The sequence below is a fragment of the Vibrio sp. NH-UV-68 genome (genome assembly GCF_042940635.1).
GTDB lineage: Bacteria > Pseudomonadota > Gammaproteobacteria > Enterobacterales > Vibrionaceae > Vibrio > Vibrio pacinii.
Genome location: NZ_CP134976.1, coordinates 375,748 through 396,088, shown reverse-complemented (window position 1 = coordinate 396,088; position 20,341 = coordinate 375,748). Strand labels below are relative to the sequence as shown.

Below are 20,341 nucleotides of genomic sequence, written 5' to 3'. Positions count from 1 at the left end.
CTTTTCATGCCTAAGCTGAGCCATTACCACTGGCTCTCGTTGCCAATAATTGGCACTATCTACATGATTTTTGTGGTTTAGCACCAACAATTGAAAAATCCCTTAGGAGAAAGGCATGTCTGACAAGATCTCAACCTCTGCGCTAGCCAAACTGCGCAATATTGAGGCAAAGCAGCTGTTTCACGACCTTAAAACCGCCGGTTATATCAACCGCGCTGACGAGACTTGGGTGCTAACCGAACTTGGCCGCAAGTTTGGTGGCGAGTACTTAGAGCATAAAAAATTTGGTCCGTTTATTGTCTGGCCACAAAATTTATTGATCGATCTGACCGCCACCAGCGGCAAAACGTTCAGCGCGACTCAAATCGGCCAGCGATTCACGTTAAACGCTAAAAAGATTAACCAGTTACTACAAGAACTCGGTTGGATCGCCAAAAAAGACAATGGCTGGCATATCACTTCATCTGGATTGGCCGTTGGCGGTTCTCAGCGCCAAGACAAAGAGAGCGGTCAACACTTTGTGGTCTGGCACGACTCCATTATCCGTAACAAACGCCTTAAACAGTCTGTCATTGAGTTTTCCGGTCAAGATGCACAGGCCCATGCGACCGACAAATCCCTTTCAAGCTTTAGACAGAAGTTTGAAGCCAAACACCGTACTCTCGATGGACACTACGTCCGCTCGCTAGGTGAACTCAAGATGGACAACTGGTTGCATATGAACGGGGTGATTCATGCTTACGATAGGCAGCTACCGATTGAAGCAGATGTGTTGAGTGACTTTTATCTCCCGACAGGCAAAGTCTATTTGCAATATTGGGGTAAAGATAACGGTGAAATGAGCCAACAAGAACAAGCGAGTGTCCGTGCGATATACGCACAACACAATTTTGATCTCATTGAGGTTTTTCCTCATGAAATCGACAAACTCGATGACATTCTGCCCGGGCGTTTAAAAGCCTTTGGTATTAAGGCTTATTAACCCAACGCTTGTGCCTTATCACTCTCTTTCACCAACCAGTGGATCAACTCGCTCACTCTTGGCGTCTCTTCATGCTTGGGGTTTAGCAGATGATAACTATGACCAGAGCGAACACTGAAGGCAAATGGACGGACTAATCGCTTTGATTGTAAGTCTTGCGCGGCCAGCGTGATATCACCGATGGCGAGACCAAAACCTTGTTGAGCAGCATTCATCGCTTGATCTAGGGTTGCAAAGGTTTGGTTACCCTTACCGAGCACGTTTTTGTAGCCACACGATGCTAACCACAACGACCAATCCGATTGTTCTGTATTGGCATGCAGCCAAGTACAGCGCTTTAACGTTGCTAACTCATCAAGCTCACCATGATCGCCATGTAGAGCGATGCTTTGCCATAGTTCGGGAGAGCATACTGGCGCCAGCACTTCGTCAAACAGAACCAGCTGTTCAACGGCTTTGCTGCGTATCGGCTTACCATACGTAATGATAAGGTCAAAGCTGTCAAAGTTTGGCACCGCTTGGTGTTTAGTCGTCGACGTTAACTCCACATTGACATCAGGGTAGGCTTGTTGAAAGTTGGCGATACGTGTCAACAGCCATGACGTAATACAGCTTGGTGCATTGAGCTTAATCCGGTTAGCACTGTCTGCAACTTCTCTGATGGCCGTCTGTAAACGATGAATAATGTCCTCAGCAAACGGTACAAACTTCGCGCCCTCCGGCGTCAACGCTAATCCACGAGCCTGTCGATAAAATAAGGCGACGCCGATTAAACTTTCTAACGCTTGTATCTGACGACTGATCGCTCCTTGCGTCATATTGAGCGTCTCAGCGGCATGAGTAAAATTGAGATACTGAGCTGTCGCGAGAAAGGCTTGCAAATTTTTTGTTGAAGGGAGTCGGCTGTTCATTTTTATCATCCATGATTTTTTTGCATGGCTAGTATGCCTTTATTTCGATTCAACCGAAAACAATTATTGACTAGATTGTTATCTAGAAAGGGAATTTAGTTACTTTAACAACTTTTGTACGACTAAATATTCACTATAGGATAACTTACACGATGTCACTTGCTGAAAAACTCGCTCCAGAGAACATAAAAAAGTTAATACCATACCAATCGGCGCGGCGTATCGGTGGCTCAGGAAGGTTATGGTTAAATGCCAATGAACTTGAAACGCCAATACAGTATCAAGCTCGTCAAACCCCACTCCATCGCTACCCCGATTTTTTACCTTATGAGATCGCTAAAGCTTATCAAGCATACTGCCATTGTGAACAACCAACGCTGGCAGTGCGTGGCGCCGATGAGGCTATTGACTTACTAGTCCGAACCTTTTGTCAGCCAGGTAAAGACTCCATTGCCATTTGCAGCCCTACTTATGCGATGTATGAATTCTGCGCCGAATCGCTGGCTATCGATGTGATTGACTGCCCACTGCTCGCTCCCGATTTTGAACTTGATGTTGATCAGGTGGTTGCAGCGGCACAACAAGCTAATCTCATTTTTCTTTGCTCGCCGAACAATCCCACCGGACAATTGCTCAATCGAGATAAGATTATTTCTGTCTTGGAGCAAACACAAAACAGCGCCCTTGTGGTTGTCGATGAAGCCTATATTGAGTTTGAACTTGAGCAAAGCGTGGTCGACTTAGTCGCACATTACCCCAACCTCGTCGTCATTCGTACCTTATCAAAAGCCTTTGGCCTCGCGGCCGTACGATGTGGTTTTGTCATCGCCCAGTCCTCTGTCATGGATTTTGTTGCTAAGCTTATCCCGCCATACCCAATGCCAGACAGCTCCGCCGAGATCGTATTACAAGCATTAAGCCCTCAGGGAATAGATAAAGTCACCCAACATACCCACGAACTCGTTGCCACCAGACAGCAGTTCATCGAACAGATTCAACACCTCGACTGGATTGAAACCATCTATCCATCGGCAACCAACTTTGTTCTGATTCGAACTCAGTGCGAGGTCGACCTATTTGAATTCCTATTAGAGCAGGGCATAGTGACGCGCAACCAAGCGCATGAGCCTAGCCTCAAACATTGCGTCAGAATCACGATTGGCTCAAAAAACAGTATGCGAGACGTTGCGGAAACCATTTGCAACTACCCTCATCAACGGACAATATCGATTGAAAATAATAAGGAAATTAAACATGAACAAAATGCTTAGCGCTTTCGCTTGCGCCGCTGCACTATTCTCTACCCCGTTACTGGCCAAAGAAGTACGTTTAGCGTCTGATTTTACCTATCCACCGTTCAACTATATGGACTCAAGCGGTAATCCAGTCGGCTTCGATATCGAAATTGCCGATGCTTTGTGCCAACAAGCAAAATTGGAATGTACTTGGGTTTCGCAAGGTTGGGACTCGCTAATTCCAAGCCTGTTAGCCCGTAAATCAGATGTGATAATGGCATCGATGCGAATTACTGAAGAGCGCAAAAAACGCGTTCTCTTTACGGATAAGTATTATCAAACTCCTGCGCGCTTTGTCGCCAATGCAGACAACGCAATCGAAATCAGTGTCGCAGGGCTGAAAGACAAAGTGATCGGCGTACAAAGCGGGACAATTCACGATCGTTATGTCAGCGACAAATTTGGCTCAGTGGCCACCATCAAACGCTACTCAGGCCAAGATGAAGTCTTCATCGATATGGCAAACGGGCGTTTGGATGCCACTTTTGGTAACTCCGATCAGCTAGCACTGGCGTTTTTAGACAAGCCAATCGGCCAAGGTTTTGAGTTTGTGGGTAAAGCGGTAACAGACAAAGCCTATATTGGCGAGGGAACCGCGCTGGCTCTGCGTCAAAAAGACCAAGAACTGGCCGAAAAGTTTAATCAGGCAATCAAGACCATTCGCGCCAATGGAACCTACGACAAAATCGCCGCCAAGTACTTCTCATTCGATATTTATGGTGAAGAGCTCTAACAAAAAAGGCCTATCGGGATAACCGATAGGCTTTTTCTCTGTGGCATCGATTAACGTTTACCGTAACGCGCCATCGCCGCTTGCTCTTTCGGCACCACCGTTTTACCAATTGGCGCTAATGAAATCAGCGCAAGTTTCAGGTGCTGCAACGCGAAAGGAATACCGATAATGGTGATAAAACACGCCACCGCCGACATAATATGACCAATCGCAAGCCAAATTCCTGCGAGTAAAAACCAAATAATGTTACCAATCGTTCCGAGTGGACTGGTCCCTATATCTAATTCGTTGGTTAATTCGTTGCGACTGACCGCTTCTTGACCGAATGGGAAAAACGAAAAGTTTCCCATCACAAAACACGCACGTCCCCATGGAATACCAATGATACTAATAAAGGCCAGCAGCCCGAAAAACCACCACATCAGCCCCATAATAATGCCGCCACATAGGAACCAAATAATATTACCTAATACTCTTAGCACTGCGTTTTTCCTCGCTAATTAACTATAAACCGATTGATATTGGGGCGATTGCCAAACGCCTAGCTCATTCCTTGCCATACCGCAGTACCGCCACTGATTGAACATAGCAACAGAGCACCGATACGAATTTGTTGTTTGGGCAAGGTTTGTGTCGTTGCTCGCGCTAACATATAACCAAGCCATGCAGCCGGGATGAGTGGCACAGAGATCCATAAGTGGTGCAAGGTCAGAAAACCGGCAGGAACTTGGATAATAAGCGAGATAATCGAACTAAAGACAAAAAAAGCCGACAGATTACCTCGCAGCTGGTTGGCTTCTTGATGTTGCAGCAACAGTGCCATTGGTGGGCCTCCAATCGCCGAACTGGTACCAAAAAAGCCCGAGAAAAAGCCAGCTATGCCCATTCTTGTTGGTGTAGGCTCAATACGAAACGGCAATAAACTCACTACCACGGCAAGCAGCACGAGAAATCCAAGCCACAAGGCAAGTAAATCGGTCGATACCATCACCAATAGCACGCCACCAGCTATCGAGCCTGGCACTCGGCCAATCAATGCCATCTTCAAGCCACCGATTTCAACACTATCACGATGCTTCAACGCGTTAAGTATTGAAATAAATAACGCCACTAAACAGATAGGCGCAGGCACATAGTCCGGCGAGATCAAAAACAACAGCGGCGCGGCAACAATGGCCAAACCAAAACCAATCGCGGTTTGAACAAAAGAGCCAAAAAAAATCAGCAACGCGGCAATCATTGCCTCTGGTGTTATCCACTCGGCGAGCATATAAACCCTTTAATTCAAAGGAAAATGAACACCTATCATAGTCCAATTGAACATCTAATCAACCGCGATTATCCACCATATAACCAATTTATCTATAAGTGATTTAAGTTATTCAGATAGCCTTGCGCCGTCTCTAACACCGCTTGTTGTGCGTCAGAGTCCATGTTATCCCAAGAACGATAAATCACACCGATACGAGGGTTGGAGGCTAACGTATCACGATGTTTGACCATAAATCGCCAATACAAGCTGTTCATCGGACAAGAACGCTCACCACTTTTACTCTTAATCTGATAATGACAGCTCTTGCAGTAGTCACTCATACGATTGATATACGCACCACTGGCCGCATAAGGCTTGGTACCGACCACACCGCCATCGGCAAATAGCGCCATTCCACGAGTGTTGGGCATTTCCACCCACTCAATCGCATCAATATAGATACCTAGATACCAAGCATCGACCTGACTCGGTTCAATTTCGCTGATTAAACAGAAATTCCCCGTTACCATTAAGCGCTGTATATGATGCGCGTACGCATAATCCAACGATTGACCTATCGCTTGACTCAGACAGGCCATTTTGGTTTTGCCATTCCAGAAGTAGTCAGGGAGGTGGTTTTGTGCCTTAAGATGATTTTTATGCGCATACTCTGGCATGTTGATCCAATAGACACCACGAACATATTCACGCCAACCGATGATTTGACGGATAAAACCTTCTACCTGAGCGATATCAATGTCAGGGTTTTTGCCATAAGCCGACAACGCCGCCTCAACCACCTCAAGCGGGCTTAACATTTTACTGTTGAGCGAGAATGACAGCCGACTGTGGTATAAGCTCCACTTCGCCGAATGCTGCGTGGTCATCGCATCTTGAAAACGACCAAACAGAGGCAAGCAAACCTGACAAAAATGCGCCAACAGTGACAAACTTTGATTGCGGTTAACGGGCCAAAGTAACGTTGGTCCTATTTTGCCTAAGGTACTAATTTTGTGGCGTTCGATGCGCTCAAGTATTGCGTCGATAGGCACAGAAAACATCAGCGGTTCAGGAAGTTGCTCAATATCGGTTGGTTTGAGCTTATTTCGATTGTTGGCATCATAATTCCACTTTCCGCCCACTGGCTTTCCCTGATCCATTAAAATATCAAAGCGCTTACGCATCTTGCGATAAAAATGCTCCATCATCACATGTTTGCCTTTATTGAAATGCTCGCAAATCTCTGGGTAAGGCAATAAGAAATGCTCCGTTTCAACACGCTGCGATGCACATTGTTCTAGCTTGAGCGCCTCTAACTGTATAGAGAGGCGGTATTCATCGGGTCTTTGGTACTCAAACTTACTCGCGCCCGTTGTCGCGACATAATGACCAATCAAGTCACTGAGCGAGTCGAACGGCTTAGTTTCATCTAAGGTCAAATGCAGCACCTGATGGCCTTGCTCTTGCAACTGATAGGAAAACGTCTCCATCGCGGCAAAGAAAGCGCATATTTTCTGGATATGATGGCGAGTGTAGTGCGCCTCTTGATCAAGCTCTGCAATAAGATAAAGCACTGAATCATCGACCTGAGCAAACCATGAATGGTTACTATTAAGCTGATCGCCCAAAATCAGTCGAATGGTATTAAATTGCACTATGGTGTCACTCCATGATTGTTGGTCTCAAGCCAGCGGGCAATAAATACCCCGTGTGGATCATACATCGCGGTTTGTTTTTCGAGATTAAATTGACGATTTGGATTAGTATCGGCACCGACTCCCGCCAAATATTGCCAATTGCCCCAATTGGACGCGACATCGTAATCAATCAACTGAGTTTCAAAGTAAGCCGCACCATAACGCCAGTCTAATCCGAGCTCATGAATAAAGCAGCTGGCGACCAATTGGCGGCCACGGTTTGACATATATCCGGTTTGGCTAAGCTGGCGCATACAGGCATCAACAATGGCATACCCAGTTCGGCCTTGAACCCAAGCGTCAAAGCGTGTCTGATTAAAATGCTTGCTTACTGCCGCTGTTTTTAAACCCGAGTGAACAAACAGTCGTTGCCCCTGTTTTATCGCGTACCAATAAAAAAACTCTCGCCACAGCAGCTCAAAATAGATCCAATAGGTCGAGTCATTAGCGCCATTCTGAGCTTGATAACTTAAGAGCTGACGCATTATCTGCCTTGGTGATACACACCCGAGCGCAAGCCAAGCAGAGAATTTGGTCGAGTAATCTTTGCCCTCCAAACCGTTGCGAGTTAGTTTGTACTGACTTGCATTGTGAGTTGCAAAATAGTCTCGGCAATGCTCAAGTCCCGCTGTTGACCCGCCAATCAACCATTGCTCGTTGGTCGAGTATTTAACTGGAGCTAGACTTGCAAAAGGAAGCTCAATCGCTTGCGGCAGTGAACTCACGCTGGCACAAGCAGGTAACTCAAGCGACTCAACGCGCTTGCGAAACTGCGTGAATGTATTCGGTAATTGGTCGAGGTCAAAAGGCAGTTGCTCTGCGTGGAACAGGCTGCTGACATTTTCTTGCCTGACTTTGAGTAACGGGAAAGTTTGCTGCAAAGCTTGTACGCAACGCTGCTCATTGTAACCACTATGTCGATTGCAATAGAGATGAGTGACCTTCGCGGAGCTGACAAGCTCATGCAGAGCATCAAAAGGGTCCTCGTTTAAGATTATTAGCTGTTGGTCGAATTGAGATAGCTGGAAAGCAAGATCGTGTAATGACTGATCAATAAATCGCTGTTTCTCAGTGCCAAACTGAGTTTGCTGTGAAAATTGCGCCAAAAAAGGGCTAATCGCAGCGGGGCAATAGACGCAAATCAACGCATCCACTTCTTTTGCGGCGAGCGCCAGCAAATTGTTGTCTTCAACTCTTAGGTCATGACTGAACCAATAAAGCCCGATCGTTTGCTGCAACATTTTCTCTCCTGTAAAACAATCAGCGAGGCCTAGGTTGCCTCGCTGAGTTTATACGTAACGACAAGCGTATAGAGTTTAGTTGAACAAGGTTAATTACGCCGTTTCTAATTGACGCACAGGTTGGTCATTGATCGGTAAATGAATCAAGGCCGCGGCAAACGCCAACACCACAGTTGACCACCAAATTGGCTCATAAGAACCGTAGTAGTCATAGATTCGGCCACCTGCCCAAGCGCCTAAGAAACTGCCCACCTGATGGGTAAAAAACACCAAGCCGTATAAAGTCGATAAATATTTCGCACCGAAGATCTGACGTACTAAGCCCGACGTTAGCGGCACCGTGCCTAACCAACAAAACCCAATCGCGGCGCCAAATATCGCCGCAGTATGTTCTGTCACAGGCAGGGTCACAAACGCCGCTATAACCAAAGTGCGCATCAAATAGAGCGCGGACATCGTATGGCGCTTATTAAATTTATCGCCCATTACTCCCCAAAAATACGAGCCAAAGATATTAAAAATGCCCACGTACGCCAACGCCATTGCTGCTGTCGAGGCGGGTAACTGCTTATCAGCCAAATAGCTTGGCAAATGCGTCGCTATAAACATCACGTGAAAGCCGCAGACAAAGAAACCTAAGTGAATTAACCAGTAACCTTTGTGGGCAAACGCTTGTGTCAGCGCTTGTCGTAGTGTTTGTTGCTGCTCTGCATGACTTTGCATGGTTGGATTGTGAGACGATTGACTGGTACGCATAAACAGCGCAAACACAATCATAGTCGTGCACAACAGCGCAAACACTTGCAGCGCCCCTTGCCAGCCAAACTCACTGAGCAAGGTGTGCGCGCCCGGGATCATGGCAAACATACCAAACGAGCCCGCCGCCGTGGTAAGACCAAATGCTTTAGCAGCATGCTCTGCAGGCACGACTTTAGCGACCGCTCCGAGCACAATAACGTAACTGGTTGCACTCAAACCAAGGCCAACGAGAACCCCCAGAGTGAGATAAAGAACACTCGGCGCCATGGCAAGTGAGGTCAAATATAGACCTAAACCATAACTGATGGCGCCAAGGATAATAATTCGCTTTGACCCAAAACGATCGGCCGCCATACCAACAAAGGGTTGAAAAACGCCAAACAATAGGTTTTGCAGCGCAATCGCGAAGCTAAAGAATTCACGTCCTGTGTGAAAATAGTCCGAGATTGGCATCATAAAAATACCAAATGATTGTCTGATACCAAGACAGACAATCAGAATGGCAATACCGAGCCAAACGATCGGTGGAAATCGAAAAATACTCATCGCTTTACCCTAATGATGATGGTGAGAATGATTGGCTTCACTGTGGGTGGTCTGGTGACAACCACTGTCTATGGCTTGCTGTGCTAACAACGTCAGCAATCTTGGCGAGTGATGCACAACAATTAATGACAGAACCAGCAATAGCGTCATTCTGCTTAGCTGAGCGAAAAGTGATTGAGAAAACATGATGGATCCTCTCAGCGGTTTTTAAAGAGCGCGAAGTGTAGAGACTGGCACTCGATGACTCAAATGACATTTTTACAATAGTGCTATGTATAAGACGCATAGTGCTGTTGATACCCTTACGAGATCAGTACAAATCCTTCATCTTGCCACCCAGTCACACCACCGATCATCTTCTTAACTGGACGGCCTAACTTAGCTAAGCGAATCGCCGCTTTCTCGGTGGCGTTACAATGCGGCCCGGCACAATAAACAACAAATAGCGTGTCACTCGGGTAAGACTCGAGCTGCTTGTGGTTAAGTCGTGCATGAGGAATATTGATAGCGCCCTGAATGTGCCCAGCGTCGTACAACGCAGCGCCTCGGACATCAACCAGAATAAAGTCTTGGCTGTGGTTGGTTAACGCGTGGTGCACATCCCAGCAGTCTGTCTCAAACTTCAATAATGATTCAAAGTGCGCCAATGCCTGCTGGCTGGGGGCTGCTGTGATTCGTGATACTGCGCTTGTCATAATAATGCTCCTCTCCCTGAGTGGTAATGAATCATTATCATGCACGCAAATCAGACGAGGTGACATTGGCTTAAAAGACAGTTATCGTTAACTTTAAGCCAACATCACTTTATCTTAGGATCTTAAGATGCATAACGTTGCGATTCTCGCTCACTCTCACCTGACCTTATTTGAAATGTCGTGCGCGATTGAACTGTTTGCGCTGCCACGCCCGGAATTTACCACCTGGTATCAAACCGACGTCGTTAGCCTAGAACAAGGTGAGATCAACACGACAGGGAATATCTCGCTCAACGTAACGAGTATCTCTAGCCTTGAAGCGTATGACACGTTAGTGATTCCAGGTTGGCCGACATGGGACTACCCGACCCCAGCCGCAATTAGCCAGCAGGTTAGGCAATTTGTGGATTCGGGTAAGCGAGTGCTCACTTTGTGTTCAGGTTCTTTTTTGCTTGGTACGCTTGGGTTACTAAACGGTAGAAAAGCCACTACCCACTGGATGTATCAGCAACGCTTTTGCCAACAGTTTCCGCAAGTTGATTACCAACCTGATGTGTTGTACGTGTTTGATGGCAATATTGGCTGCTCGGCAGGTAGCGCCGCCGCCCTTGACCTTGGGTTGGCCGTGATCAGGCAAGACTTTGGTTATCATGTTGCCAATCAGGTCGCCAAAAGACTGGTTGTGTCATCGCACCGCCTTGGGGGGCAAGCACAATTTGTTGATACACCATTACTCGCCGTGCCAAACCAATTTGCTCAGGCGATAGATTGGGCGAATAGTCATCTCGATAGAAACATTAATGTCGATGAATTGGCCCGGGAGGCCAATATGTCACGACGCACCTTTGATCGTAAATTTCGCGCCAGCTTTAACCTCTCGCCGAAAGAGTGGTTGATTCAGCAGCGCATAGAAAGGGCGAAAGGATTATTGGAACAACAAGCGCACTCAATCGAGCAATTAGCCGCCATATCAGGTTTTGACAACGCAACGACACTTCGCCATCACTTTCGCCGTTTGGTCGGAGTATCGCCGCAGCAATATCGCAAACAATTTGGTGAGATGAATTAACCTTGACTAGAGGATTACTCTTTATCGAAGCTATCAACCACTATCGCGCCCATAGACGCGGGCATGGCGATGACAATCACTCGCTTTAACGATGTCACGGGATCATCAACCAAGGGAAGTTTGTCGATACACACTAATACCAACGCCACCACAAACGCCGCCATGACATAAGCCGAGACAATCCGCAGAACAAACACGCCTTTGCGGTGTTGAATATCGCGTTGAAAGACACTCTCATAAGTAAACAAAGTCAAAAATGTCAGTGACAAGGTCATTAACATTAATAAGTTACTGGTTGGCAGCGTCTCTCCCAGTCGCCACGCTTCTTCCGAAAAAGAGATCGGTACCGCCAGCGCAAAAGCGCCGACAAAAATTTGCCCAGCATCTTCAAAATTAAAGCTCAATTTCATGACGATCTCTTTACTCAGTAGTTTAACCAGCCAAGTGGCTACTCTTCGGCGGCCGAGTTTGGTAAGTTTTTCGGCACAACTTTAGTCACGCCTTTTTGCAAAATCAGACTATTCGGGTATGTAATGATGTTGCCATTGGCATGACGCAAAATCACATGGAACATGGTGATATCGATGATCACGCCACTGATATCTTCATCCTTTTCGGCCACCTTAACCGTATCGCCAATACGATAAGGAAAGACAAAAAAGATCAATATGCTGGCGGTCAGGTTACTTAAAATAGACCATTGGGCAAACAGCGCCACACCGAGCACAGCGAATATCGACGACAGAAATAGAGAAATATCGCCAAAGCCTAGGTCAAGAATAATGGTAAAAAACGAAACAAATAAAATAAACGCCATCAAGTTGAAGGCCTTAGTGACAAACTTTGTCCTTTCAAGCGATACGCGCTTATTACTGGCTAACCTAGTAATCCCACGCTGCCCTATACGTCGCAGCACCAGATAGCCGACAATTAATAAGCAAGCTAACAACGCTTGCTTGCTTACCAAAGTCAGCGGGAAAAACTCATCCACTAAATAAACCTCAACTTTCTCAGTATCACCACTTCAATTACACTGACGATAACTAAAGCAATACAAAATAGGGTAAATGCCATCGGGCTATCAACACCCGGCATCCCACCGATATTAACCCCAAGCAATCCAGTAAAGAAACTGGCGGGAAGGAAGATGCCAGCAATAATCGAAAAAAGGTAGGTATTTCGATTCATGATTTCACTTTGCTTTTGAGCCAAGTTCGCCAATTGGTGATTGATCTGATCCATATAGAACTCGATGGATTCATTTATACGCAAAATCAGGTCCAAACCATTTTTCACTTGGGTTTTCTGATTGGTTAACATCACGAGATCGGCACTGATCAAATCTTCAAACACATAACGCTGCGGCTTGAGGTAACGGCGTAATTTAAGCAAACGAAAGTGGAGCTGATTGAGCGTATTAAGGCTGGCCTGCTCCTCGCCTTCAAGTTCGTTGATCTTGTCTTCTATCGGGGTCAGAAAATCAGCAATAAGGCGGTTAATACCATTGATCATCGACATTAACACCGCATCAAGGCTGTTGGGCCCCTTGCCCTGTTCCAATCGATTAATAAGCGTTGAAACCGCGCGCGACGGCACTTTACGAGTCGAAATCAGTGCGCCCTTGTACCAGAGTATACGCAGACTCAGCATATCGTCAGGCTCTGACCCCTGATTGAGGTTAATACCACGCAAGATAATTAAAAAGTTATCATCGTCATAACTTTCAAAGCGCGGGCGAGTATCATCCGCCAACAATGAATCAACGATACCCTCAGGGATTTGATTTTCCATGAGCCATTCGCGCAATCCCGGTTGATCACGCTGACAGTGGTACCAGTTTTTTGCAGTGATACGCTGTGCTTGATTGGCTTCAAGTTGTGCAGTACCCGATGAAAAATCCCATCGAGAAATAATAAAGTCATTCATAACGCGTCCTTGGCATGGCGAATAGTTGAGTCAGCTTATATATGAATGAAAAATCGACTCGGTGCAATAAATTTCCAAGCAAAACAAATAACTTCATCGAGCGAGTATCGTTAAGCTCTCGTTGGTGACGAGAGACGACCGATCAAATGAGTAAGGTTGAATGGATCTGGACTAGAGCAGTTTATCGAGATCGGGTTGAGGTAGTGTTTCAAAGCCAGGTCTTGCCACCAAATAGCCTTGAATTAAATCCACATCAAGGGATTTTAAAAACGCCAGTTCTTCAACTGTTTCGATCCCTTCCGCTAACACGGTAATACCCAATTGTTTGAACATCGAAACACAGTTTTTAACGATCACTTGTCGGCTATTGGATGAATCGATATTACGGATCAATGCCATGTCTAGTTTGGCAATGTTGGGCTGAAAGTCGGCCAATAAGCTCAGACCGGAATAGCCCGCACCAAAATCATCTACTGCGGTTAGAAAGCCTAAATCACGGTAACACTGAATAATGTTTTTAAGATGCTCGGTATCACGCATTCTCTCGACTTCAGTAAACTCAAACATAATTCGTTGAGTAGGAAAATCGTACTTTTTAGCTAACCTTAAAGTCGTCGCGAGGCAACGTTTGGGTTCGTAGACGGCGTTAGGCAAAAAGTTAATACTTAAAATTGAGTCTAAGCCTAACTCTGCAGCCAGTTTGATCGCTTTAGCGCGACATTGCTGATCAAAGTAATACTTATTCTCATCATTAACTTGCGAAAGGACATCATAAGCAGACTCGTTGTTCACCCCTCTAACCAATGCCTCGTAGCCAAATAACTTCTCATGCTTTAAATCCCAAATCGGCTGAAAAGCCATGGTAAAATCGCTCATTTTTGATTTGTGACATTCACATTGTTCGCATTTAGCGGGAAATTCCGCTTGGACATCTTGAGGCATCATTCTTTTTTGACCTTAAACCAACTCAACTCTTAGCAGGATAGACCAAAAAAGCGCGAGATGTAACGGTTCGATAGCCATAGCGTTAGCGACAACAAAAAATAGTTTTGTCTTACTATCAGCACTTTACTTCATTGACCTATTAAGTTCACCGGTAAAAAAGGCTGCAAGATGCAGCCTTAAAACAGTTAACTTTAAGATAAAAAAGCTTACAAAACCGTCTCTTTAAAGTCGAGAGTCACTTCTTGAGTGGCTGGCAGAGTCACTTCGATGGCTTGATCGGCTGGATTGGCGATGATGATTTCAGGATTGTACTGCTCAGGGTCATCAGCCACCGCGTTACAGGTGAATGCCGCTGTATAGTCGCCAGCAGGCAGATAGCTAAACGCATATTGACCATTGTCATCGACATCGGTTGACGCATAAGGCTCGACGTAGTTCTCAGGTAACTGAACCTCGTTGTATTCCACATCAACATTATCAATCAAACTATCGTTCGAGTGACCATGACCGCGGTACAGGTAGACAAAGTTTCCGCTATTAGCATCACAAGAATCACCAGCACTAAATAGTGCGACGTCAACCTGACCTTTTAGCGAAGCCGCGGCACTGTTATCAACAATAGTCACCCCATGCGGCTTAAGGTTATAGCCCTTATTTGAACCAATACTGCGTTCAACCAGCGCACGTCTTAAGTCAAACTCAATAGTGAAAGCTTGCACTGCTTGCTCACTGGTCTCAAAGCCTCCTAGTTTCAACTTGTTGCTTGGCACTTTCAGCTCAAAGTCTCCACTATTGACATCACTAACCCAACTCAGAGGTAAGCCTGAACGAGTATGCATGATCAGCTCTTTATACTTGCCAACCGCAATTTCTTGGTCAGAAAGAATCATCTTAGCGTCAGAACCTTGAAAGGCGAGTAAATCAACTTGTTGATAGCCTTCATTTTGCTCACTATCAACGACATCAAGATAGTAGCGCGTGCCATTTTCGTGCACCAATTCAAGTGCATCGAATGCAACAACAACATTACTTGCGCTATCAACCGGCGCGTCAGAGACGCTAAAAGAGACTTTTGTCATGGCAGGTTGATCAGACTCAGAGCCATTACAACCCGTTAATGCCACTGCTAAGGCACTTAAAATCATTATTTTTGTTTTCATTGCGACTATTTATTCAATGTTCAAAAACAACGATTTTAGGCGTACCTCGTCAGAACCATGTCATAACAAAGTTGCCAATAAGCAAGAGTAACACCATAGCAACAGAACTGACCGTCAGCTGACATTACGCGATCAATCTAACCACTAAAGAGCCTGGAGCGCGCACCGATTCGACGTTGTGACTGATAACCGTGCCATTGGATGGCGCAAAGTAGCTATAGATTTCATCACCAAAACTATTGTATTGCGTTGCAAGTTTCTGCCCCTGCTCAACTCGCTCTAGCAACGCAACATGACACAGAACAAAGCCCCCTTGCGGGGCCCGAACGCTGGTAATCTGGCTTCCTTCAATGCAAGCATTGTTATTCTCAGTGACCTGACCTTCAAGCAATTCATACGCGCGCAATACATTGAGTACCCCTTGTGTGGCACGCTCGACCATGGTCAGGTCAGTGTAGCGCCCTACTCCGACTTCAATCGTGATCGATGGAATCTCTGCTCGGTTGTAGACGGTTTCCAAAATGCCCGGATCGCCAGGATCGTTAAGAATGACATCTGGGTTAATTAGCCTCGCCATACGCAAGGCATCTGCAAGTCGATAATCAGCAAACGCGTAAAGCGGGTACGCACTGCCACTGGTCTGTGAGTGAAGATCAATCGCCAAATCGGCATTAGGCTTGAGTAAGTTCTCCCATAAGCTATGCGCGTAGCGACTGGCATCATCACCATTGGGGTTACCAGGAAACAAACGATTTAGGTTAGACGAAGAGCTATCAGGCGCTGCAGAGTGAAAGTCGCGACTATGGCGCGCGATACCCGATAAGTTAACCGCTGGCACGATAGTGATACAACCACTTATGGTTTGTCCTTCGAGCTCACGCGCAACTTGCTGCGCGGTGAGAATACCGTTTTGCTCATCACCATGGACACCCGCCGTAATTACAATCCGCTTACCAGGTGTTACGCCTTTAAACACTCGAACAGGCAAGGCTTGTGGATGGCCTATCGCATCGGTCGCAACGGCAAACCAAAACTTATGCTCACCTGGCTCCAGCGCGTTGACGTCCAGCGCTTGCAAGGTCGGGTACATGGGAACAATTGATTGATTTAACGGCTTGGTCATTTTCATCCTCACAGCAAAAAGGCGGGTATCCATCACCCGCCTTAGGTTACTCTGCTTGCTACTCTAATATGGAACGCCCAGTTTGAGTAGCCTTGAGAGGTTGAAAATGCTGACCACTTAGCTTTCTTTGGTTGATGTCACAACAACACTAAATAGAATCAGTCCTCCACCAATCAACTGCATAACACCGAGCGACTCTTGTAACCAGATCATGGCAAACAAAGCGCCAAACAGTGGTTCACTGCCCATCAACAACGACACGCGCGTGGGTGAGGTACGTCGTACGGCGTAGTTTTGAACATAAAACGCAAACAGTGTGCAAAATACCACCAAATAGGCCAGCGTCATCCAAAACTCACTACTGGTTGGAATCACTATCTGTGACGCGGGCAAATAAATCAAAGCACAGCTGATCGCAACAACCGCGACCACCAAAGATTGCAATGAGGTCAGTGTGGTCGTGGTGATCGCCTTCCCTTCAGTAAAACGCTTGGTTAATGTCACCATTAAAGCGCGCAATAAGGCGGCGGCGAGAATAAAGTAGTCACCGCTGTTCAAAGATAATTCAATGTTTTGATTACTGGTCAGCAGCAGAACACCAACCACACTGCATACGGTCAGTAACCACAAGGTATTACTGACGCGCTTTTTGTTAATAATCAACTCGGCAAAAGCGGTTAAGATAACCGATAAGCTGATTAAAAACGCCGCATTGGATGCAGAGGTCTGCGAGACCCCAAACACTTCGCAGAAAAAAATCGCCGATAGAATAAAGCCGGTCGGTATGGCAATCTTCCAGTCTTTGTTGAGTCCTCGGCGAAAGTCTCGAATCACTACAGGTAGCATACATAAAAAAGTGATTGAGAAACGAATCGAAATGAATACCAGCACGCTAGTATAAACCAGTGCACTTTTGGTTAGACCATAACTGGTACCCCAGAATATCGCCACTAACAACAATAGTGATTCGGTTAACGGAAACCTAAAACTTCCTTTTTTTAATTGACCCGCAGCCGTTGTCATCCTATTCCTCCATTTTTGTAAAAGCGATCACGAGTACATCCCTGTACGCGCACTTATCTAAGCAAACTGGCGTGATCGGCGACACTTCATGCATGGTGGCAAGGTCATCGGCCATCACAATATCGAAGCTCTTATCTAAGGTCAGACGCTCCAATACGTTTTTGTTGTCATCAGTAATCACCGTTTCTCCACCCGTGATATTGGTGCGGTTAATCATCAATGAAGCAATATAAGTAACGCCATCGCGGTGCAACCCTTCTGGAGTAGGCTTGCCGACACTATGGCCATCAGTAATAATTCGATATGGATGTAAACGGATATTCCAGTTGGTTGCTTGTCCTTGCGCCCCATCGTAAACATCACTCATCATCAGCAATAGTTTTTCCAAAATTGGTGACATGATGAATCGGTCAGTCAAAGGTTCAAAATGGCGTTCCACATCGCCATTTAGTGGATTAACCGCCGCGGGCTGAACGTAAGCTTGATGAGGTAGCATCACCAACTGCTGGCTATGTTTGCCCTTATTAAACTGGCCGTAACGTCGATAGCGATAAGTGCCTCCATCGGCCATATACTGGTCACGCTCAAGGTTATGCCAACAGCTTTTAAACCGCACCACTTCATCAACATTGGTCGCGAGCATGCTGGTCATCTGTTTGCCACTGACAAACACATAGCTATTTTGATTGAGCAAGTTAGCAATCACTGAGGCGTGTCGTTCTCTGGGCCTCTTAACGATATCCATTCGACGTTACCTCCGAGTTGCAACTGCGGTCGACAGCAGGTGAAGGGATCACTAAGGTGCGCTGACTGCGTAACTTAGCCGTGTCCACTTCCCAGCGGTCTCTATCACGCAAGTACTTAGCCTTATCAGCGACAATAGCGGTCGCCAACGCGTTTCCGCGCGATAGTTTGAAGAGAACACTGCCAGAGATAGACTCGGCAGTGTGAGCGATGAACGCATAGCTTGCACACTGTAGAGTGCTTCCCCAACGACCTTCTACGGCCTCTTGAGTCCACATTTCGTTTTGCATAGCTTTAGCTTTGAGTACATCTGTGGGTAACGTTGCTGTTTCCAGCAACTTATATGCTTTCATGAGGATAAGAGCAGCGGGTGCTTCGCGCACCTCTAATACTTTCTCATCGTCATCTAAATGGTCGAAACCGATGTAACGACCTATTTCATACGCGCCAACGTGGTTGTTAATGAAAGCAATCATTTCCCTAAGGTTTATCGGCAAATCATTAATCGTTACCGGATACCCCTTACGAAATCCTATTTTAATTTGATGTTTATCGAGTTGCTGCTGTGGCTGCCACTGCGACCACGAGAACAGCGACTCAGAAAGTGTAAAACCTTCAGGGTCATCAAGAACACCTGACTCAAACTCGCGGCACCAAAGATTCGCATCGCCACTGACCGAACGAGATTTAAATCCCACCAGGCCAGAGTGAAACAACGCGTTTGCTTTATCTTCTCGGCTCAATGCGGAATACTCATATGGTGAGCCGAAGTAACCTTGATAGCCACTTGCCTCAATCGCACCATTAAGGCGTCGAAGGCTGTTTTGCGATTGATTAGCGGTGTGAATAATGGCATCGCACTGGAGTTGCTGCGCCACTTCGATCGCTTTACTGATGATAATTGGCCGAGATAATGAAGAACTGACCGGATAATCGCCCAAATAGAGCGCTTGGGCCTGAATCGCAGAGACGATGCTGTGCTCAACAAATTCTTGCTGTGCATCAATGATCTGCAAATCGACGCCATAATGGTTGGTGATCAGTTCTAGGTTTTCGCGATCAATGCCATCGCCGAGATCAACCACTAACGCGGTAACCTTCGCATCGATCTCTTTTAGTACTTCAAGTAGGTAACTGCTGTCTAATCCCCCACTAAAAAGTGTCAATACATGGTTCACTGCAGGTGAGATCGCTTGAATATCTTCGATACTTCTTATTTTTTTCACGACGTCCTTTCCACTCATCTTGTCATTCATTGACTTATTTAGTATCCATAAGTAACTTAAGTGAAACAATATAGCCATTTCGCAAAGGATTTTTGCACCATGGACACAAATAAGCTTATTCCATTACTGTCTGAGATGGCGATCTTCGTTAATGTGGTTGAATCGGGGAGTTTTTCTAGAACAGCGCAAAAGCTTGGTGTCTCACCCTCTTCCGTTAGTCGTTCAGTGACGCGATTAGAAAATGCTTTGCAAGAAAAATTACTTGAACGGACGACACGCAAGATGCGTTTAAGCTCAACAGGGCAAGAAGTTTACGCCTTATGTAGCGATATGATGAATTCGGCAAAACTTGCGGTATCAGCCGCCCAAGTTGATAAAAGTGAGGTCTCTGGTGCGCTCAGGGTCGCGGCGCCCAAAGCACTCTCTCGTCAAGTCCTGATGCCAATGGTGCTCGACTTTATTGAGCTTTACCCTCATGTCGCCCTCCAGTTAAAAGTCGCTGACCATTACATTGACCCCATTGGTGACGAAGTCGATGTTATTATCCATATCACTGATAAACCCACCGAGGGATTGATTGCCAAACCGTTAGCCAATTGCCGTTTGGTTATGTGCGCAACCCCTGAATATCTCGAACAACACGGTACGCCAATTCATCCAGAAGATATCGCCAGCCATAACTGTTTGTGCTTGGGGGAGAACCCACGCGATCGAGTATGGGACTTCACCAATAACCTGAAAAAAGTCTCAATCAATGTCAAAGGTTCTTTTACCGTTAACCATAGCGAAATCCGCCGTGAAGCCGTGATTCGTCATACTGGCATATCGGTTTTCCCCGAATTTGCTATTCAGTCGTATATCGAGTCAGGTCAAGTGATTGAAATATTGCCAGACTGGCATGTGGGTGGGAACTATCAGGGCAATATTGTCGCGCAATATGCCCAGTCTAAGTTCATTCCGGGACAGATCAAAACCTTTGTCGAATATTTACAACAGCGATTTAGCCAATAGACC

The 20,341-nt window shown here is 46.1% G+C and carries 22 protein-coding genes; 5 read left to right on the top strand and 17 right to left on the bottom strand.

The genetic code is table 11. The features are described from left to right. Positions 1 to 115: 115 nt before the first annotated feature. Positions 116 to 982 (top strand): glycerol kinase, encoded by an 867-nt coding sequence (locus tag ViNHUV68_RS16265; RefSeq protein ID WP_391091593.1) that lies wholly within the window; start codon positions 116 to 118, stop codon positions 980 to 982. Here the strand turns inward: ViNHUV68_RS16265 and ViNHUV68_RS16260 are convergent. Next, complete coding sequence (locus tag ViNHUV68_RS16260; RefSeq protein WP_391091591.1) at positions 979 to 1,893, bottom strand: LysR substrate-binding domain-containing protein; 915 nt, start codon at positions 1,891 to 1,893, stop codon at positions 979 to 981. The two genes, ViNHUV68_RS16265 and ViNHUV68_RS16260, sit on opposite strands and share 4 nt — an antisense overlap. A 152-nt stretch (positions 1,894 to 2,045) precedes the next feature. On the opposite strand from ViNHUV68_RS16260, the gene hisC reads away from it, so the two are divergent. Then, entirely contained in the window at positions 2,046 to 3,164 is a 1,119-nt protein-coding gene (gene hisC, locus ViNHUV68_RS16255) for a histidinol-phosphate transaminase (protein WP_038173528.1), read from the top strand. Beyond that, positions 3,148 to 3,921, top strand: a complete 774-nt coding sequence (locus tag ViNHUV68_RS16250; protein ID WP_391091588.1) for a transporter substrate-binding domain-containing protein — start codon at positions 3,148 to 3,150, stop codon at positions 3,919 to 3,921. Before hisC ends, ViNHUV68_RS16250 begins: the two co-directional genes overlap by 17 nt. Positions 3,922 to 3,971: 50 nt before the next feature. Here the strand turns inward: ViNHUV68_RS16250 and ViNHUV68_RS16245 are convergent, their stop codons facing one another. From ViNHUV68_RS16245 to ViNHUV68_RS16215, 7 genes are all read right to left on the bottom strand, one after another. Beyond that, positions 3,972 to 4,352: a YccF domain-containing protein gene (locus tag ViNHUV68_RS16245; RefSeq protein WP_391091853.1), complete on the bottom strand. Its 381-nt coding sequence runs from the start codon at positions 4,350 to 4,352 to the stop codon at positions 3,972 to 3,974. Positions 4,353 to 4,462: 110 nt separating this feature from the next. After that, a complete protein-coding gene (locus ViNHUV68_RS16240) occupies positions 4,463 to 5,191 on the bottom strand; it encodes a TSUP family transporter (RefSeq protein WP_391091587.1) in 729 nt (242 codons plus the stop codon). A 92-nt stretch (positions 5,192 to 5,283) separates the two neighbouring features. Next, the gene (locus ViNHUV68_RS16235; protein ID WP_391091585.1) at positions 5,284 to 6,828 is read right to left on the bottom strand and encodes a cryptochrome/photolyase family protein; all 1,545 of its coding nucleotides are present in this window, start codon (positions 6,826 to 6,828) and stop codon (positions 5,284 to 5,286) included. Continuing rightward, entirely contained in the window at positions 6,828 to 8,111 is a 1,284-nt protein-coding gene (locus ViNHUV68_RS16230; protein WP_391091583.1) for a DASH family cryptochrome, read from the bottom strand. The genes ViNHUV68_RS16235 and ViNHUV68_RS16230 overlap by 1 nt, the downstream gene beginning before the upstream one ends. Before the next feature lie 93 nt (positions 8,112 to 8,204). Continuing rightward, positions 8,205 to 9,416, bottom strand: coding sequence for an MFS transporter (locus ViNHUV68_RS16225; RefSeq protein WP_391091581.1), 1,212 nt, complete (start codon positions 9,414 to 9,416; stop codon positions 8,205 to 8,207). Between the two features lie 9 nt (positions 9,417 to 9,425). Continuing rightward, complete coding sequence (locus ViNHUV68_RS16220; protein WP_169739002.1) at positions 9,426 to 9,602, bottom strand: hypothetical protein; 177 nt, start codon at positions 9,600 to 9,602, stop codon at positions 9,426 to 9,428. Between the two features lie 116 nt (positions 9,603 to 9,718). Further along, positions 9,719 to 10,111, bottom strand: a complete 393-nt coding sequence (locus ViNHUV68_RS16215; RefSeq protein WP_038173519.1) for a rhodanese-like domain-containing protein — start codon at positions 10,109 to 10,111, stop codon at positions 9,719 to 9,721. 127 nt (positions 10,112 to 10,238) lie between these two features. On the opposite strand from ViNHUV68_RS16215, the gene ViNHUV68_RS16210 reads away from it, so the two are divergent. Next, positions 10,239 to 11,180: a helix-turn-helix domain-containing protein gene (locus ViNHUV68_RS16210; RefSeq protein ID WP_391091578.1), complete on the top strand. Its 942-nt coding sequence runs from the start codon at positions 10,239 to 10,241 to the stop codon at positions 11,178 to 11,180. A 14-nt stretch (positions 11,181 to 11,194) separates the two neighbouring features. Here the strand turns inward: ViNHUV68_RS16210 and ViNHUV68_RS16205 are convergent, their stop codons facing one another. The 9 genes from ViNHUV68_RS16205 to ViNHUV68_RS16165 all read right to left on the bottom strand — a co-directional run bounded on the left by ViNHUV68_RS16205 (position 11,195) and on the right by ViNHUV68_RS16165 (position 19,327). Continuing rightward, positions 11,195 to 11,590: a DUF2391 family protein gene (locus ViNHUV68_RS16205; RefSeq protein ID WP_038173517.1), complete on the bottom strand. Its 396-nt coding sequence runs from the start codon at positions 11,588 to 11,590 to the stop codon at positions 11,195 to 11,197. A 38-nt stretch (positions 11,591 to 11,628) separates the two neighbouring features. Beyond that, positions 11,629 to 12,171, bottom strand: coding sequence for a mechanosensitive ion channel family protein (locus tag ViNHUV68_RS16200; protein ID WP_038173516.1), 543 nt, complete (start codon positions 12,169 to 12,171; stop codon positions 11,629 to 11,631). Next, on the bottom strand, positions 12,171 to 13,106 hold the full coding sequence (locus tag ViNHUV68_RS16195) for a CorA family divalent cation transporter (protein WP_038173515.1): 936 nt from the start codon (positions 13,104 to 13,106) through the stop codon (positions 12,171 to 12,173). Before ViNHUV68_RS16195 ends, ViNHUV68_RS16200 begins: the two co-directional genes overlap by 1 nt. 171 nt (positions 13,107 to 13,277) lie before the next feature. Then, complete coding sequence (locus ViNHUV68_RS16190) at positions 13,278 to 14,048, bottom strand: EAL domain-containing protein (RefSeq protein WP_038173590.1); 771 nt, start codon at positions 14,046 to 14,048, stop codon at positions 13,278 to 13,280. Positions 14,049 to 14,257: 209 nt separating this feature from the next. Then, a complete protein-coding gene (locus ViNHUV68_RS16185; RefSeq protein ID WP_038173514.1) occupies positions 14,258 to 15,211 on the bottom strand; it encodes a DUF4382 domain-containing protein in 954 nt (317 codons plus the stop codon). 124 nt (positions 15,212 to 15,335) lie between these two features. Further along, complete coding sequence (locus ViNHUV68_RS16180; protein WP_391091575.1) at positions 15,336 to 16,334, bottom strand: succinylglutamate desuccinylase/aspartoacylase family protein; 999 nt, start codon at positions 16,332 to 16,334, stop codon at positions 15,336 to 15,338. A gap of 117 nt (positions 16,335 to 16,451) precedes the next feature. Then, positions 16,452 to 17,357 (bottom strand): DMT family transporter, encoded by a 906-nt coding sequence (locus ViNHUV68_RS16175; RefSeq protein WP_038173512.1) that lies wholly within the window; start codon positions 17,355 to 17,357, stop codon positions 16,452 to 16,454. 1 nt (position 17,358) lies between these two features. Then, entirely contained in the window at positions 17,359 to 18,102 is a 744-nt protein-coding gene (locus ViNHUV68_RS16170; protein WP_391091573.1) for a 2OG-Fe dioxygenase family protein, read from the bottom strand. Then, positions 18,089 to 19,327, bottom strand: coding sequence for an argininosuccinate synthase-related protein (locus tag ViNHUV68_RS16165; RefSeq protein WP_391091571.1), 1,239 nt, complete (start codon positions 19,325 to 19,327; stop codon positions 18,089 to 18,091). Before ViNHUV68_RS16165 ends, ViNHUV68_RS16170 begins: the two co-directional genes overlap by 14 nt. Before the next feature lie 99 nt (positions 19,328 to 19,426). On the opposite strand from ViNHUV68_RS16165, the gene ViNHUV68_RS16160 reads away from it, so the two are divergent. Continuing rightward, positions 19,427 to 20,338, top strand: a complete 912-nt coding sequence (locus ViNHUV68_RS16160; protein ID WP_038173510.1) for a LysR family transcriptional regulator — start codon at positions 19,427 to 19,429, stop codon at positions 20,336 to 20,338. Positions 20,339 to 20,341: the final 3 nt, after the last annotated feature.